General features: G+C 74.3%; 10 protein-coding genes and 2 pseudogenes. 8 read left to right on the top strand and 4 right to left on the bottom strand.

Annotated elements, in window-relative coordinates; translation table 11 throughout:
• Positions 1-40: 40 nt before the first annotated feature.
• Positions 41-1,149: pseudogene (gene purM / locus OV079_RS08050) on the bottom strand (phosphoribosylformylglycinamidine cyclo-ligase).
• A 93-nt stretch (positions 1,150-1,242) separates the two neighbouring features.
• Here purM and accD point away from each other — a divergent pair.
• The 3 genes from accD to OV079_RS08065 all read left to right on the top strand — a co-directional run bounded on the left by accD (position 1,243) and on the right by OV079_RS08065 (position 4,241).
• Entirely contained in the window at positions 1,243-2,136 is an 894-nt protein-coding gene (gene accD, locus OV079_RS08055; RefSeq protein ID WP_267767207.1) for an acetyl-CoA carboxylase, carboxyltransferase subunit beta, read from the top strand.
• Positions 2,137-2,148: 12 nt separating this feature from the next.
• The gene (locus tag OV079_RS08060; RefSeq protein WP_267767208.1) at positions 2,149-3,366 is read left to right on the top strand and encodes a bifunctional folylpolyglutamate synthase/dihydrofolate synthase; all 1,218 of its coding nucleotides are present in this window, start codon (positions 2,149-2,151) and stop codon (positions 3,364-3,366) included.
• Between the two features lie 233 nt (positions 3,367-3,599).
• On the top strand, positions 3,600-4,241 hold the full coding sequence (locus tag OV079_RS08065) for a DNA-3-methyladenine glycosylase family protein (RefSeq protein WP_267767209.1): 642 nt from the start codon (positions 3,600-3,602) through the stop codon (positions 4,239-4,241).
• A gap of 159 nt (positions 4,242-4,400) precedes the next feature.
• Here OV079_RS08065 and OV079_RS08070 read toward each other — a convergent pair whose 3' ends face one another.
• Together OV079_RS08070 and OV079_RS57445 are read right to left on the bottom strand one after the other, a co-directional pair.
• Positions 4,401-4,880, bottom strand: coding sequence for a hypothetical protein (locus OV079_RS08070; RefSeq protein ID WP_267767210.1), 480 nt, complete (start codon positions 4,878-4,880; stop codon positions 4,401-4,403).
• Between the two features lie 211 nt (positions 4,881-5,091).
• Positions 5,092-5,433: pseudogene (locus tag OV079_RS57445) on the bottom strand (2OG-Fe(II) oxygenase); the annotation flags it as partial.
• 167 nt (positions 5,434-5,600) lie between these two features.
• Here OV079_RS57445 and OV079_RS08080 point away from each other — a divergent pair.
• Positions 5,601-6,314 carry a redoxin family protein gene (locus OV079_RS08080; RefSeq protein WP_267767212.1) on the top strand — a complete coding sequence of 238 codons (714 nt, stop codon included), beginning with the start codon at positions 5,601-5,603 and terminating at the stop codon, positions 6,312-6,314.
• 316 nt (positions 6,315-6,630) lie between these two features.
• On the opposite strand, the gene OV079_RS08085 is transcribed toward OV079_RS08080, so the two are convergent.
• On the bottom strand, positions 6,631-7,374 hold the full coding sequence (locus tag OV079_RS08085; protein WP_267701637.1) for a MopE-related protein: 744 nt from the start codon (positions 7,372-7,374) through the stop codon (positions 6,631-6,633).
• 42 nt (positions 7,375-7,416) lie between these two features.
• On the opposite strand from OV079_RS08085, the gene OV079_RS08090 reads away from it, so the two are divergent.
• The 4 genes from OV079_RS08090 to OV079_RS08105 are packed head-to-tail and all read left to right on the top strand — an operon-like array spanning position 7,417 to position 15,882.
• The gene (locus OV079_RS08090) at positions 7,417-7,890 is read left to right on the top strand and encodes a hypothetical protein (protein ID WP_267767213.1); all 474 of its coding nucleotides are present in this window, start codon (positions 7,417-7,419) and stop codon (positions 7,888-7,890) included.
• Positions 7,887-9,074, top strand: a complete 1,188-nt coding sequence (locus OV079_RS08095) for a tetratricopeptide repeat protein (protein WP_267767214.1) — start codon at positions 7,887-7,889, stop codon at positions 9,072-9,074. Before OV079_RS08090 ends, OV079_RS08095 begins: the two co-directional genes overlap by 4 nt.
• Positions 9,071-10,468, top strand: a complete 1,398-nt coding sequence (locus tag OV079_RS08100) for an AI-2E family transporter (RefSeq protein ID WP_267767215.1) — start codon at positions 9,071-9,073, stop codon at positions 10,466-10,468. The genes OV079_RS08095 and OV079_RS08100 overlap by 4 nt, the downstream gene beginning before the upstream one ends.
• The gene (locus OV079_RS08105) at positions 10,465-15,882 is read left to right on the top strand and encodes a sigma 54-interacting transcriptional regulator (protein WP_267767216.1); all 5,418 of its coding nucleotides are present in this window, start codon (positions 10,465-10,467) and stop codon (positions 15,880-15,882) included. The genes OV079_RS08100 and OV079_RS08105 overlap by 4 nt, the downstream gene beginning before the upstream one ends.
• The last annotated feature ends 148 nt before the right edge of the window (positions 15,883-16,030 follow it).

Genomic DNA, 16,030 nt, shown 5'->3' on the forward strand with positions numbered 1-16,030 from the left:
CCCGAAGGACAGGATCGGATGTCCCTCAGGACAGCCCCGGTTACTCGACCTCGACGGCGCCGCCCATCCAGCTCGCGCCGGACAGGCGCACCTGCGGCGCGTCGGCGGCGGGGCGGGGGACCACGCGACCCAGCGCGTACGGCTCCTCGCCGATGGCAGCCAGCGCGCCGCGGACGACGTCGACGTGGGCGGGGTCGACGTACAGCAGCATGCCGACGCCGCAGTTGAAGGTGCGCAGCAGCTCGCGCACGCCGACGCCCTGGGCGGCGACCGCGGCGATCACGGGCGGGAGCTCGAGCGACGAGAGGTCGAGCTCGAGCGCGAGGTCGTCGGCGAGCGCGCGCGCCGGGTCTCGAGCAGGCCGCCGCCGGTGATGTGCGCGGCGCCGTGCAGCGGGGCGTGCTCGAGCCCTCGCAGGGCCGCGAACGCAGGCTCGTAGATCCGCGTCGGCGCGAGCAGGGCCTCGCCGACGCTGCGGCCGGCGGGATCGCCCGGCAGGCGATCGGCGAACGACAGGCCGGCGTGGGCGGGGTCCAGCAGGGCCTTGCGCGCGAGGCTGTAGCCGTTGCTGTGGAGCCCGCTCGAGCGCAGGCCGAGGACGACGTCGCCGCTCTTCACGCGGGTGGGGCCGAGCATCTTGGTGCGGTCGACGACGCCGACGGCGAAGGCGGCGAGGTCGTAATGATCGCGGGCGTACAGGCCGGGCAGCTCGGCCGTCTCGCCGCCGAGCAGGGCGCAGCGGGCCTGCTTGCAGCCGTCGACGATGCCGCTCACGAGGGCTTCGATGCGCTCGGGCACGACCCGGTCGCAGGCGATGTAGTCGAGCACGAAGAGCGTGCTCGCGCCGGTGACGAGCAGGTCGTTGACGTTCATCGCCACGAGGTCGACGCCCACGGTGTCGTGGCGGTCGAGCGCGATCGCCACGAGCAACTTCGTGCCCACGCCGTCGGTGCAGGCGACGAGCACGGGATCGCCGACGCCCGCGGGCAAGCCCATGAGCCCGGCGAAGCCGCCGATGTCGCCGATCTGCTCGGGCCGGCGGGTGCCGGCCACGAGGCGCTTGATCCGCCGCACGGCTTCGTTGCCGGCGCTGATGTCGACGCCCGCGCCCTTGTAAGTGAGAGGGTCCTTGCGATCCTGCACGGGCATGACGCGTACCAAGGCGCGGGCCTCGCGGCAACGGCCTTGAAAAGGCGCCGGGTCGCGGCGATGATTCGCCCCGGCAAGGGAGCCAAAAATCGCATGGCGTGGTGGCGACGCAAAAAGCAGGCGCTCGAGCAGACGAGCGAGAGCAACAAGGTGTCCGTCCCGCGCGGCTTGTGGACCAAGTGCGACGCGTGCGGTGAGATCACGTACACCGCGGAGTTCGTGCAGAACCTCCGCGTCTGCCCGGTGTGCGGGCACCACCACGTGATGCCGACGAAGGAGCGGATCGCGGCGATGCTCGACCGGGACTCGTGGCAGCCGCTGGACCTCGAGCTGCGCTCGGGAGATCCGCTCGGTTTCCGCGACCAGGCGGCCTACGGCGACCGCGTCGCCAAGGCCGACCGCAGCGTCGGCCCGACCGACGCGTTCACCGCCGGCTTCGGCACCATCGACGGCCTCGACGTCAGCGCCGGCTTCTTCGTGTTCGAGTACATGGGCGGCTCGATGGGCTCGGTGGTCGGCGAGAAGGTCACCCGCGTGTTCGAGCGGGCGCTCGAGCGCAAGATCCCCGCGGTCATCTTCAGCGCGTCCGGCGGGGCCCGCATGCAGGAGGGCATCCTGTCGCTCATGCAGATGGCCAAGACCTCGGCCGCCCGCGGTCGCCTGCGCGCCGCCGGCGTCCCGTACATCTCGGTCTGCCTGCACCCGACCACCGGCGGCGTGGCGGCCAGCTTCGCCATGCTCGGCGACGTCATCCTCGCCGAGCCGCGGGCGCTGGTCGGGTTCGCCGGGCCGCGCGTGGTCCAGCAGACGATCGGCCAGGAGCTGCCCCCGGGCTTCCAGCGCGCCGAGTTCCTGCTCGAGCACGGCATGCTCGACCGCATCGTCGGCCGCCTCGAGCTGCGCGAGCAACTGGGCCTGATGCTGCGCCTGCTGGCCGGCGCGCCGGCCAAGGCGGCCGCAGCGCTGCCACCCGCGCCGGCTGGCTGATCGGACATGTCCATGAAGACACCTCCGGCCTGGCAGCTGGCGCTGTTCGCCAGGCGCTCGCTGGGGGTGATCCGCGGGCTCGAGGCGGTGCGGGCGGCCCACGTGGCGCTCGGCCTGCCGGGCGCCGGGGTGCCGGTGGTCCACGTGGTCGGCACCAACGGCAAGGGCTCGACGTCGGCGATGGTGGCCCACGCGCTGCGGCAACGCGGTCGGCGGGTTGGCCTCTACACGAGCCCGCACCTGCATCGAGTGGGCGAGCGGATCCGGCTCGACGGGGTGCCGCTCACTGATTCGGCGATGGAGCAGCTGGTCGAGCGCGTGCTGCGGCTCGAGGGCCCGGCGCTGCCGCGTCCGCTGACGTTCTTCGAGGTGCTGACGGCGGCGGCGCTGCTGGCGTTCGCCGAGGCTGGCGTCGAGGTCATGGTCTTGGAGACAGGTCTCGGCGGCCGCCTCGACGCGACCGGCGTGGTGCCGGCGACGGTGACGCTGATGACGCCGATCGACCTCGACCATCAGGCGTACCTCGGCGACACGATCGAGGCGATCGCGGGCGAGAAGGCGGCGGTGATGCGCGACGGGGCGCCGGTGTGGTCGGCGCCGCAACAGCCGGCGGCGGCGGCGGTGCTGCGCGCGGCGGCGACGGAGCACCGGGTGCGGCTCGAGTTCGTCGAGCCGCTGATGCGCGCGCCCGAGGGGCTGCCGGGGGCGCATCAGCGGGTCAACGGGGCGCTGGCGCTGGCCGGGGCGCGGTTCATCGACGCCGGAGTGACCGCGAGCGACCTCGACGGGGTGCGCTGGCCGGGCCGGTGCGAGCGGGTGCCCAGCGGCGGCGGGACCGTGGTGTTCGACGCCGGGCACAACCCGCACGGGATCGCGGCGCTCGTGACCTGGCTCGAAGGACAGCCGCATCCGCGGCGGACGATCGTGTTCGGCTGCCTGGCCGACAAGGACGCGCCGGGGATGCTGGCCCAGCTGCGGCGGCTCGGCGCGCCGATCTGGCTGGTGCCGGCGGGGCCGGGCGGCTACGACCTGGCGCCCTTGCAGACCGGCGAGACGCGGCTGTTCTCCGAAGGGATCGGGCGGGCGTTTCACGCGGCGTGGCAGGAGCATCTGGCGGCCGGCGGGAAGCTGGTGGTGTGCGGTTCGCACATGCTCGTGGGCCAGCTGCGCGAGGAAGTGCTGGGCGAGGTCGCGGACGAGCTGCCGCTCACGGACCCGCTCCGGCGCTGAGGCGAGGCGCAGCTGTCCTTGTGGACAGGCGCGGGCCCGTGAGCGAAGGCCGGCAAACGTCGGGTCGATGCACGGGCAGCGCGCGGCCCGGTCCTGCGGGACGTCGGCGAGCCGCCGTCGACCCGTGAGCGAGTCGGTCCGCGACTCGCACCTGCGGACGGGGCGCGAGGCGCTGCAGGGGCATGGATCGCGCGGGCGATTGCGCGTACAAGATCGTGAAGCCGAGGCGAACGATGGCGCAGACGCGACCGCTCCCTTACGACACCGACGCTGCGGCGGTTCACCTGCGCCGCAGTCACAAGGCGATGAAGCGGCTGATCGATCGGCTCGGGCCGATCACGTTGCGGCGCGACGCGGGCGCGACCCCGTACGGGGCGCTGGCGCGCTCGATCGTGTTCCAGCAGCTGGCCGGCGCGGCGGCTTCGACGATCTACGGGCGCGCCTGTCTGCTCGGCGAGGGCGGCCAGTTCCCCGAGCCGGCGGCGTTGCTGGCGTTGCCGGCGGAGCGGCTGCGCGCGGCCGGGTTGTCGGCGGGCAAGCAGGCTGCCCTGAAGGACCTGGCCCAAAAGACACTCGACGGTGTGGTCCCGACGCTGCGTGCGCTGGCGCGGATGGACGACGAGACGATCATCGAGCGCCTGACGCAGGTCCGCGGGATCGGCCGCTGGACGGTGGAGATGATGCTGATCTTCCGCCTCGGCCGCCCCGACGTGTGGCCGGTCGGCGACTTCGCGGTCCGCAAGGGCTACGCGCAGACGTTCGGGCTGCCGGAGTCGCCGAGCCAGCGCGAGCTCGACGCGCTCGGGGAGCCGTTCTCGCCGTATCGCAGCGCGGCCGCCTGGTACTTCTGGCGCTCGCTCGACACTCAGACGTGAACGCGAGACGGCCGCGGACTCGCGCAGCGCGGCGGCGTGGTACTTCTGGCGCTCGCTCGGCTCGCGGACGCCGGGCGGCCGTCGCTCACTTATGCGGCGCTTGTGACTTCCGGCGCTCGCTCGGCCCGCAGACGTGAGGTGCGCCGGGGAGGCCGTCGCTCACTCGTGCGGCGCCGCTTGTGACTTCCGGTGCTCGCTCGGCCCGCAGACGAGAGCTGCGCCGGGGAGGCCGTCGCTCACTCGTGCGGCGCTGCCAGAGACTTCTGGCGCTCGCTCGACCCTCGGAACGGAGCCGCGCGGCTCACTCGCCGAGGCCGAGGCGACGGCGGACGCGGGCGGCGAGGTCGCGGGCGCGGCCGGCAGGGCCGAGGGCGCGCGGCGGGGGGCGCCGGGGAGGCTGTCCGGTTGGACCTGGCGCTTGCGACCTGTCCGAAAGGACGTGGTCGCAAGGGCAGGTGCTTGCATGAGCAGCTTGACGAGGGCGGTGACCAGCTCGACGGGGCTGTCGGCGCGGACCTCGAGGCCGACCTTGCCGGAGGGGTCCTCGGCGGCGCCGCGCGCGACCGTGCGCGTGCCGTCGGAGCGGACCTCGATGACGATCCGGCTGACGATCGGGAGATCCTCGTCGGCGCTGCTCATGGCGGGAAGCTAGCACGCCCGGGCGGAGTGCGCCGCCGCACCCGCGCGCGCAGCGAACGGGCGCAGCGTGACGTCGAGGCGGACGCCGCGAGAGGCTACACGGACGATCGCTCGCGGGGGCGCGAGGTCCCTTGTAGAGGATGTCGCAGCGGACTGCGTACTTGCGGCCGGTGGCGACGGCGCGGACCTCGTGCAGGTGCCGGTGCTGAAACAACACGCCGAGGCCGGTGTGCGGGACCACGGTCTGCTCGAGGTGGAGGAAGTGAGTCTCGCCGCCGGTGAAGTCCTCGTTGAGGTAGACCATGAAGGTCAGCAGGCTGCGCTCGTCCTCGGCGCGGACGCAGGCGCCGTCGAAGTGCGGGGCGAACCGCTCGCCGGGGTCGTAGCGGTAGCAGCGGAGGCGCTCGTGGACGCCGAGGACGGTCATGGCGCCGATCTGCGGCGGCACCGCGGACCGGGCCCGTTCGAACAGCAGGGCGGCGAGCTCGGGGTCGTCGAGGATGACGCGCTTGTTGGTGCGGAGCTCGGGACGCAGCACCGGGGCGCGCAGCATGGTGACCGGGGCGCGCACCGGACCGAGCGCCTCGATGCGATCGATCAGCGCGGCGCACTCGTGGGTCGTGAGCACGTCGTCGACGGTCCAGACCGGCGGGTGTGACAGGTCGAGCGATCGGTGGTACACCCGGCCAGGATACGCAAAAGCGCACCCAGGAGCCTGCCGTGACCCCGCGAACCTTGCTCGCCCTCGCCCTCGCTCTGACCGCCTGTGACGGCGCCAAGCCGCCCGCTGCCGCCGGAACGCCGACCAAGACGCCTCCCGCCGACGGCGAGGCGAAGGCGGCGACACCGACGCCGGCGCCGCCGGCGAATCCTCTCGTCGACCCGGCCGCGGTGGCGGCGATCGGCAAGCCCGCACCCGACTTCACGCTGCCCACCGCCGACGGCAAGACGATCAAGCTGTCCGACCTGCGCGGCAAGACCGTGGTGCTCGAGTGGTTCAACCCCGAGTGCCCGTTCGTCAAGGCGGCGCACGACGCCGGCCCGCTCAAGGACCTCGCGGCCAAGACGACGGCGGCGACGCCGACGGTCACGTGGCTGGCGATCAACTCCGGCGCGCCCGGCAAGCAGGGCCACGGCGCGGAGGCCAACCAGGCGGCGGCGAAGAACTGGTCGCTGGCCCACCCGATCCTGCTCGACGAGACAGGCGCGGTCGGCCACGCGTACGGGGCCACCAACACGCCGCACATGTACATCGTCGACGCCGAGGGGGCGCTGGTCTACCGCGGCGGCCTCGACAACGCGCCGATGAACGAGCCGGAGGGCGGCACCCGCGTGGCCCTGTTCGAGGACGCGCTGGCGGCCGTGCTGGCCGGCAAGCCGATCGCGCAGGCCGACACGCGCGCGTGGGGCTGCTCGGTCAAGTACGCGAAGTAGCGGCGCGCGCTCGCGGCCGGCGAGCACGAGGGTAGAGGGCGAGGGCCTGCACGAGCGCTGCGTGCAGGCCTTCGGCTGTTCTTGCGGGCAGGTCTTGGAAGTTCGCGGCAGGTGAGCGGGGCGGCCCGCATCTGGCGAGCAGAGGCGCTCGGCCGGAGGAGAGACGAGGCGTCTCGTGCACGGGCCGGTGCTCGCGCGGCGGACGAAACGTCGGGACATGTCCTGAGATTTCTGTCCGCGAGGACATGCCCGAAAGCGCATACGAGAACGGCGCGGGCCCGGAGGGCGCCGCGCCGTCAGAGGCCGCGGGGGGCGGTTACTTGTTCTTGAGCTTCGCGGCCTCTTCGGCGGTGAGGCAGCGGTCGTCGACGACGTTGTTGCAGTCGTCGTCGAGGTTGTTGCAGATCTCCTGGCTCGGCTGGACATTGGCCACGCACTGGACGCGGCCGCCGAGGCACTGCATCACGCCCGGGGCGCACACGCCGACCTTGCCGGTCTGGCAGGCGACGCCGGTGCCCGGGACGTCCTCGTCGATCTTGTCGTCGCAGTCGTTGTCGAGGCCGTCGCACACCTCGGCCTTGATCGAGGGCTGCGGGGCGTCACACGTGGCGCCCTTGCCGTCGGCGTTGCACTTCCAGACGCCGGAGGACTTGCACTCGCCCTTGCCGATCGTGCAGGTGGCACCCTCGCGCTCGAAGTCGTTGTCGACGATGCCGTCGCAATCGTCGTCCTTGCGGTTGCAGAGCTCCTTGACCGGGGTCACCTGCCCGGAGCACGCGCCCCAGACCGCGTCGTCGCTGCAGGTGCGCGTGCCGTCCTTGCAGAGGCCGCGGCCCGAGGTGCCCTGCGGGCCGTCGTAGCAGGACTCGAGGATCTTCGGCTTGCACTGCGCAGGCTTGCTACCGGCCGAGTTGAGCTCCTCGAGGAGCCGCTGCCGCTCGAGGTTCTGGTCGGTATTGGCGCAGGCGCCCACGAAGGCGCCGATCGCGAGCCCGGCGAGGCATCCGCGGCGGAGGATCCCTGTGCCGAAGGCGAAAAAGGACGCGGCGGGGTTTCCCATGGCCGGGACTATACACCGCCTGTTATCATCCGCCGCATCAAAGTGTCCCTGCTGGGCAAAGTCTACCTCCTGGTCAGCCTCATCCTGCTCGCGCTGGGCCTCGTGTGGACGATCGTCACGCTGGGAGCGAACACCGGATGGGTCGAGGTGGTGCTCTACCTGCCGGCCGCCGATCTTTCCCCGTCGCTCGTCCGCCGCCGCTTCGAGGTCCACTCGGCGGCGCTGATGGCCGGTTGGGTCGTCACCGCGGCGCTCCTGGCCGTGGCGGCCATCCGGGCGCCGTTCCGAATCCGTGCCGCGGCGATCGCGCAACGGCGTACCCGCGAGCTCGAGCGCGAGGTGCTCGAGCTCCGCACCTTGCCCCTGCGACAGGAGGACGAGGACGAATTGCTGGCCCGCGAGGCCCATCTCAGCGACACGCGCCGGCCGGTGATGCTCGGCGCGTCGGCCCAGAGCATGGCGGCGACGCGGGTCTGGCCGGGCTCGCCGACGAGGCGCGAAGGAGACGTCGGGTGAGCGAACTGCTGGCGCTCGTGGCCGCCGCGCTGGCCGGCGGCGGAATCGGGGCAGCCCTGGCCTGGTGGCGGCTGGCGCCGCGACGCGAGGCGATCGAGCGGCTGGCCCGCCGCGGCCACGTGGTCCACGAGCTCGCCGAAGGCGACGTCGAGAACGTGGCCGAAGAGCTCGAGCGGATCGCCGAGGTCGAGCCGAACGACGCGACCGTGTTCCTCGCCCTGGCCGCGCTCGACCGCCGCCGCGGCCGCGTCGAGCGGGCCAAGGCGCTGCACCGCACGGTCCTGGCGTCGGCCGAGCTGGCGCCCGAGCTGCGGGTCGCCGGCCTGGTCGGCCTCGGGCGCGATCTGCTGGCTCAGGGCAACGAGCAGGCGGCCGTCGGGGCGCTGACGCGGGCGATCAGCCTGGCGCCGCGCTCGGTGGCGACGCTCGAGTCGCTGGCGCAGGCGCTCGAGCAAGCGGGCGCGTGGGAGCGCGCGGCGGCGGCGTGGGAGCGCCACGAGAAGCTGGCCCCGGCGCGTCGGCGCAGGCAATCGCGGATCGGTCGCGGCCACGCGGTCGCCGGGCAGGCGCTCGCGGCCCTGCACGAGGGCGATCCCTTCAAGGCGCGCAAGCTGGTCGAGCGCGCGCTCGAGCTGGCGCCCGACAGCGGCCACGTGTGGACCGCGCGAGCCCGCGTCGCCGCGGCCGCGGGGGCCCGCGAGGAGGCGCTCGAGGCCTGGCAGCGGGCTTGGGAGCTGGCGCCCGCAGGTGCGCACGCGCTGACGGCCGAGGCCTGGTCGTGGGCGATGGAGGAGGGCGCCCAGGACGACCTGCTCGAGCGCATGCAGGCGAGCTTGCGCACGGCGAACGCCAGCAGCCTCGTGGCGGCGCTGGCCGAGCGCGTAGCCAGGCGCGACCCGGACCAGGCGGCCCAGGCGCTCGCCCGGGTCGCGTCCCGCTCCCCCGCGGCGGCGCTCGGACTGATACGCTTGCGCCTCGCTCAGGGGCCGCGCGACGCGACCCTCGACGCCTCGGTCCGCGACGCCGCGATGAAAGACATCACGCCCCCCATGCTCGTGTGCCGGCAATGTGCCGCGCCGATGGCCAGGTTCGGCTTCCGCTGCAGCTGCGGGGCCTGGGACTGCGCCGTCGCAGTCGAAGACCTGGGCCCGCGCCGCGGCGAGCCCGGCAGGAGCCGTCCATGACCGAACCCGTGCCGTCGCGCCGGCGCGAGTTCCTCGCGTCGATCGGTCAGTTCCTGCGGCTGTGGGGCTTCCTGCTGTTCCCGGTGCTGCTGGCCATCGTCTTCCGCGAGGTGATGGTCCCGTTCGTGTTCGCGTTCGCCCTGGCGTACCTGATGGCGCCGGTGATCAACCGGATGCAGGTCCGGCTCGGACGTGTCCTTTCGGTCATCCTCGTCTATCTGTCGCTGTTCGGGCTGATGACGGCCTTCCTGACGCTGTTCTTGCCGGCGCTGGTGGCGGACTTCTCGCGCCTGCGCGACACGGCGCCGGCGGCGATCGAGTACCTCGACCAGAACGTGCTGCCGCAGGCGTCGCGGTGGGTCGACGGCTCGCTCGGCACGCTCCACCAGCTCGACGAGGCGGCGCTGGCGACGGTGCCGGTCGAGCCGCCGAAGCCCTCGGAGCTGCTGGCCAAGCCGAACCGCGACGGCTCGTGGTCGATCAGCCTCGAAGGCGCGCGCCTCCACGTCTCCGACGCCGGCGACGGCCGCTACACGATCGCGGCCCCGAGCTCGACCGAAGAGAAGAAGCTGACCGACACCCTGCGCAAGCTGGTGATGTCGAAGGGCACCGAGTACACCGGCCAGATCGCCGGCTTTCTCCGCAGCCTGGTCAGCGGCGTCACGACCTTCCTGACCAACTTCACGATCACGCTGATGCTCGCGGCGTTCATCCTCGTCAACCCGCAGCGGGTGACGGGCTTCGTGCGGGCGATGGTGCCGATCCAGCACCGCCGCACGTACGACGAGATCATGGGGCTGCTCGACGTCGGCCTCGCCGGGGTCATCCGCGGCCAGCTGCTGATCTGCCTGGTCAACGGCGTGCTGACCTACATCGGCCTCGTCATCTTCGACATCAAGTACAGCTTCCTGCTGGCGGTGGTGGCGGCGGCGTTCAGCCTGGTGCCGATCTTCGGCACCATCATCTCGTCGATCCCGATCCTGCTGGTCGCGCTGGTGTCGAACGAGAACGGGCTGGCGTTCGGGCCGCCGCTGCTGATGCTGGCGTGGATCGCCGGCATCCACCTGCTCGAGGCCAACGTCTTCAACCCGAAGATCATCGGCGACGCGGCGCACATGCACCCGGTCGTGGTGATCTTCGCGCTGCTGGCCGGTGAACACGTGTACGGGCTGACCGGCGCGCTGCTGGCCGCGCCGGTGGCGAGCATGCTGCAGACGCTGTTCCTGTTCGCGTTCCGCCGGTCGCGCTTCCACCACGGGCCGAGCACGTCGGGCGACGTGGTCCCGGCGACGCAGTCGGTGACGACGTCGGTCGAGGCGTCGCGCGTGTCGGCCGACTCGGGCAGCTTCGTCGCGGCCGACAGCGACGCCTCGGACCGCTTCACGGGGCCGTGACGGAGGGCGCCGTGGGCGGTGCGGAGCGCGACCTCGCCTTCGGCCTCCCGCCTCGGTTCGTCGCGGTCGCGCGGCTCGGCGAGGGCGCCGAGGGCGGGACGTGGACGGCGCTCGACGCCGACGCCGGCGGCCGCCGCGTCGCCCTCAAGCGAGTGCCCCCGGAGCGCGTCGGGCAGGTGCGCCAGGCCTTCCGCGTGCTGCGGCGGGTCAGCTCGCCGCACCTGCCGGCGGCGCTCGAGCTGCTCCAAGAGACAGGTGGCGGCGCCTGGCTGGTGACCGGGTGGATCGACGGCGCGCCGCTGCAGCCCGGGCCAGTGGCGGCGAGCGAGGCGCTGGCCGAGGCGATCGCGGTGGCCCACGCGTTGCGGGCGATCCACGAGGCCGGCACGCACCACGGCGACGTGAGCCCCGGCAACGTGCTCGCGGGCGAGGGCGGGGTGGTGCTCACCGATTTCGGCCAGGTCGGCTGCCTCGGCTGCGGGACGCCGGGCTTCCTCGCCCCCGAGGCGCTGGCGGGCGGCGGAGGCCCGGCCGCGGACGTGTTCGCGCTCGGGTGCCTGTTGTGCTTCCGCCTGTTCGGGGCGGCGCCGTGGGCCCGTCCGGAGGGGCTGGTCGACGCGCTGCGCCGCGGGGAGCGGGCGGTCGACGCCCGGCTGGCCGAGCTGGCCGCGGGCGCGGCGGTGCCGGAGGAATTGCTGGCGCTGCTGCGCCGCCTGCTGGCGCTCGACGGGGCGCGCCGCCTGGTCGACCTGCGGCTGGTGCTGGCGCGGTTGCAGGAGCTTCTCGAGACATGTCGCGAGGGACATGGTCAAGAGGGCATGTCCTCGGGGGCAGGCCCGACGTGGTGGCTGCCGGCGCGCTGGCCGTACGCGGGCACGTCGCTGGCGCCGGCGCTGGCGATGCTGCTGCCGGCGCCGCGGGCCCGGCTGGTCGCGGTGGCGGGGCCGCCGGGGGCGGGCCGGCGGCGCGTGGTCGAGGAGCTGGTGGCCACGCTGCAGGCCCAGGCCGAGGGACCGCCGGCGCGGCTGTGCCCGGCGGAGCGGCTCGGGGCGGCGCTGCAGGTCCCGGCCGCGGGGTGGATCGAGGCGTGGATCGCCGGGGCCGAGGAGGTCGTGTTCGGGCTGCCCGAGGCGCCGCAGTGGCCGGGTGACCTGGCCGAAGAGACCGGTGACGAAGGACATGTCGCAAGGCGCAGGGCGGCGGTCCTGGCGGCGGCGGCGGCGATGGCCCGGACGACGCTGATCGTGCCGGTGTCGCCGGCGCTCGGGGCGGCGCTGGCCCGCGCGGGGGCGGAGGCGGCCGGGCGCGGCGAGCCGCCGATCGCGGTGCTGGAGCTGCGGCCGTGGACCGAGGCCGAGCTGCTGCAGGCGCTGCAGCCGGTGCTCGACCCGCCGGAGGAGCGCGCGGGCTGGGCCGAGGCGCTGCGGGCGGCCACGGGCGGCTGGCCTGGGGCGACGGTGGAGGCGATCGAGGCCAGCGCGCGGGCGATGCTGGTCAGGCCGACGCCGGAGGGGATCGCCGGGGCCGCGGCGACGGCCCGGGGAGCGCTCGACGCCGGTCGGGCCCGCCTGGTGCTCGAGGCGGCCTGGACCGCGGAGGGCCGCGAGGCGGCGGTCGCCACGGGCGCGGGCCTGCAGGCGGCGCACCTGTTCGCGCCCGGCGGGGTGCCGCTCGGCTGGGCCCTGGCGGCGGCGCGGCGGGCGTTCGGGCCGCGACTGCGCGAGCTGGCGCGCGAGCGGCTCGCCGAGCTGGAAGATCCGACAGGGCGCGAAGGACATGGCGAAGAGAACATGTCCGGAGGGACAGCGAGGAGCGTGACGCTGGCGCTGGCGGTCGACGCGGAGTCGCCGGCGGCGGTGTCGCGCTGGCTGGCGGCGTGCCCGGAGACCGGGGGAGCGTGGGAGCGCGATCCGGCGTTGCCGCGCCTGCTCGAGCGGATCGACGCAGGGCTGCCGGACGCGTCCCGGGCCAAGCTGGCGGCGGCGCTGCTGCGGGCCGGGCAGGCCGGTCGGGCGCTGACGCTGGCCACCGGCGGCGGGCCCCGCTGCGCTCTGGTGGCCGCGCGGGCGCTCGAGCAGACGGGGCGGGCCGGAGAGGCGCTGGTCCGCCTCGATGCGCTGCTCGCCGAGCCGGAGCTGTCCGACGACCTGCGCGCGACCGGGCTCGGGCTGCGCTGGCGCGCTCTGACCGACCTCGGACGCGCGAGCGAGGCAGTGCTCGAGGCGGAGGCGCTGGCGTCGACGGAGATGGCGAAGGGGACATGTCTCGAGGGGCATGTCGAGGCGGAGGGCGTCACGGCCAGGGCTGAAGCGGCGGGCGCGGCTGGGACGGAGAGGACGGGCGCGGCTGGGACGGAGAGGACGGGCGCGGCTGGGACGGAGAGGACGGGCGTGTCGGCGGACGAGAAGGGGACAGGCGCGTCGGCGACGGAGAGGACGGGCGCGGCTGGGACGGAGAGGACGGGCGCGTCGGCGGATGAGAAGGGGACGGGCGTGGCTGCGACGCAGAGGACCGTTGCGTCGGCGGACGAGAAGGAGACGGTCGGCGAAAGGGTCGACGGGACAGGTGCCGGTGAGAGCGTGCGCTCTGCGCGTCCGAAGAAGAGCCGGCCCGCGCGCCGCGGTGCGAGCGCGAGAGATGCGTCGGCGGCGGGAGCTGCGAGTCAGTCAGATAGCCTGACCCAAGGAGCAGGTCTCTTCGAGCATGCCCGTGAGGACAGGCGGTGCGTCGCGCTGGCGGCGAGCGGACCGGGGGCCGCGGAGGCGTGGCTGTGGGCGGCGCTGGCGGCGATCTACGGCGGCGCCGAGGACCGCGCGGAAGACTGGCTGGCGCGCGCGGAGGCGCGGCTCGAGGCCGCCGCTGGCCACCCGGGACTGCAGGCGCGGATCGATCAGGTGCGCGGCAACCTGGCGCACCTGCGCGGACAGCTCGGACACGCGGAGGCGGCCTACGAGCGGGCGGCCGCGGGTTTCGAGCGGGCGGGCGAGGCGATCGGGCGCACGCTGCTGGCGGCCAACCTGGCGGCGCTGGCGATCCTCAGCGGCGAGCTCGGTCGCGGGCTCGAGCACGGGCGCCAGGCGCTGCGCGGCTACCTCGCGCTCGGACGCGTGCAGGCGCTGCCGGAGCTGGCCGAGAACCTCGTGCAGCTGCTGGTGCGAGCCGGCGCGCAGGCCGAGGCGGTGCGGCTGCACGTGCTGCTGGCGCAGACGTTGAGCGGGACGGCGGGGTCGCTGGCGCAGGCGCGGCTCGAGCGGGTGCAGGCGGAGCTGGTGTGGGGCGAGCGGCTGCGCGGGCAGGGCAGCGACGCCGCGGTGGCGCACGCGTTCGCGGCGGCGGCCGAGGCCCTGCAGCGCGCCGGGGCGACGCGCGACGCCGGCGAGGCGATGCTGCGCGCGGCCGCGGCGGCGCGGCGCAGCGGACAACCGGCGCGAGCGGCCGAGCTGCTGGCGGCGGCCGAGCGCGGCCTCGCCGACGGCGACGAGGAGCTGCAGGTCGCGGCCGCGCTCGAGCGCGTGCTGGCGGGGGCCGGCGGCGTGCCCGGCGAGCTCGCCCGCGCGTGCCGTGCCCTGGCCGAGCTGCCGCGACCCGAAGAGCTCGCGGCGCGCGGGCGCCTCGAGCTGGCCTGGCACTACGACCATGTCCTTCACGCTATCCTGGGCCCGAGCGACCCGCGCCGGCCGGCGCTCGCCAGACGTGCCGCGCGCACATGGGAGGTTCTGATGAGCAAGATCCCCGACCTCGACAAGCCCAGCGCCCGCGCGGCCCTGCTCGCGGAGTCCGGCGATCGCGCGGCAGTCGCCGCGCTGGTCAGTGACCTGCCCGAAAGTACAGGTGAGCCGCCGCCCGACGAGCCTCCGCCTCCGGAGGCCCGGCGCAGCGGCGAGGCCGGCCAGCTGCTGCGGATGTACCGGCGGCTGGTCCGCGAGGACGACCTCGAGCGCCTGCTGGCGCAGGTGGTCGACGCGGCGATGGAGCTGTGCGACGCGGAGCGCGGGGCGATCGCGGTGCTGCCGTCGCCGCCGAGTCGCAGCGGCGAGGCAGCGGCGCCGACCCTGGTCGCGCGGGAGCTCGCGGGCGGGGCGGGCGGCACGTTCTCGCGCTCGGTCCTCGATCGCGTGCTCGCCGAGGGCACGCCGATCCTCAGCGTCGACGCGATCACCGACGACCGCTTCGGGCAGTCGCGCTCGATCAGCCACCTCAACCTGCGCAGCGTGCTGGCGGTGCCCTTGGTCCATCGCGGGGCGCTGCTCGGGGCGCTCTACGTCGACCACCGGCTGCGCCGCGGGGCCTGGGGCGAGGCCGACCTGGCGCGGCTCGAGGAGTACGCCGAGCTGGCGGCGCTGGCGATCGCGCATCGCGGGGCGGTGGCGGCGCTGGCGGAGCGCGGGCGCGAGCTGGCGGCGCTGCTCGAGGAGCGTGAGCTCGAGGTCCGCGGCCTGCGCGAGGCCGCTCGCACGCCGGAGCGACGCGGCTACCGCAACATGGTCGGAGGGACAGGTTCGATCCAGGCCGTGTTCCGCCTGGTCGACCGCCTGGCCGACAGCGACGTGCCGGTCGTCATCTACGGCGAGAGCGGCACCGGCAAGGAGCTGGTGGCGCGGGCGATCCACGACGGCGGAGCGCGGCGGGCCCGGCCCTTCGTGGCCGAGAACTGCGGGGCGATCCCGGAGACGCTGCTCGAGAGCGTGCTGTTCGGCCACGCCAAGGGCGCGTTCACGGGGGCGCAGCGGGCCACGCCGGGGCTGTTCGAGGCGGCCGACGGCGGCTCGCTGTTCCTCGACGAGATCGGCGAGATGAGCCCGGCGATGCAGACCAAGCTGCTGCGCGTGCTGCAGGAGGGCGAGGTCCGGCGGGTCGGCGACACCACGGTGCGCAAGATCGACGTGCGGGTGATCGCGGCCAGCAACCGCGATCTCGACGCGATGGTCGCGGCCGGGCAGTTCCGCAAGGACCTGCTGTACCGGGTTCGGGTGGTGAAGGTCGAGCTGCCGCCGCTGCGCGCGCGCACCGAGGACCTGCCGCTGCTCATCGAGCACTTCCTGGGCAAGTACGACCGCGGCCGCCGGCTCACCGTCAGCGCCGCGGCGATCCGGCTGCTCGCCCGCTACGCGTGGCCGGGCAACATCCGCGAGCTCGAGAACGAGGTGCAGCGGTGGGTCGCGCTGTGCGAGGCCCGCGTCGAGCCCGACGACCTGTCGCCGGCGATCCGCGAGGCCCCGGCGAGCGGGGTGCCGGATCCGGACGACCTGCGCCTGCGACCGCGAGTGGAGCGGCTCGAGCGCGAGCTCATCGACCGGGCGTTGCAGCAGGCCGGCGGCAATCAGACCCGCGCCGCGACGCTGCTCGGGCTGTCGCGGTTCGGGCTGCAGAAGAAGCTGCGGCGGCTCGAGAGCGGCGGCGAGGACGAGGACTGAGCCGAGGAGGCGCTCGACTCCGCCGGCGAGCGTGGCAGTGGACCCGAACGACCTGCGCCGGGCGCGGGAGCCCATCGCCCGGGGCTGCCATGGCGGGCGGAAGTCGGACTCGCGCGACGGCTGCTCGGGCTGACGCGGTTCGGGCTGC

It is taken from the genome of Nannocystis pusilla, assembly GCF_026626665.1.
Taxonomy (GTDB): domain Bacteria; phylum Myxococcota_A; class Polyangia; order Nannocystales; family Nannocystaceae; genus Nannocystis; species Nannocystis pusilla.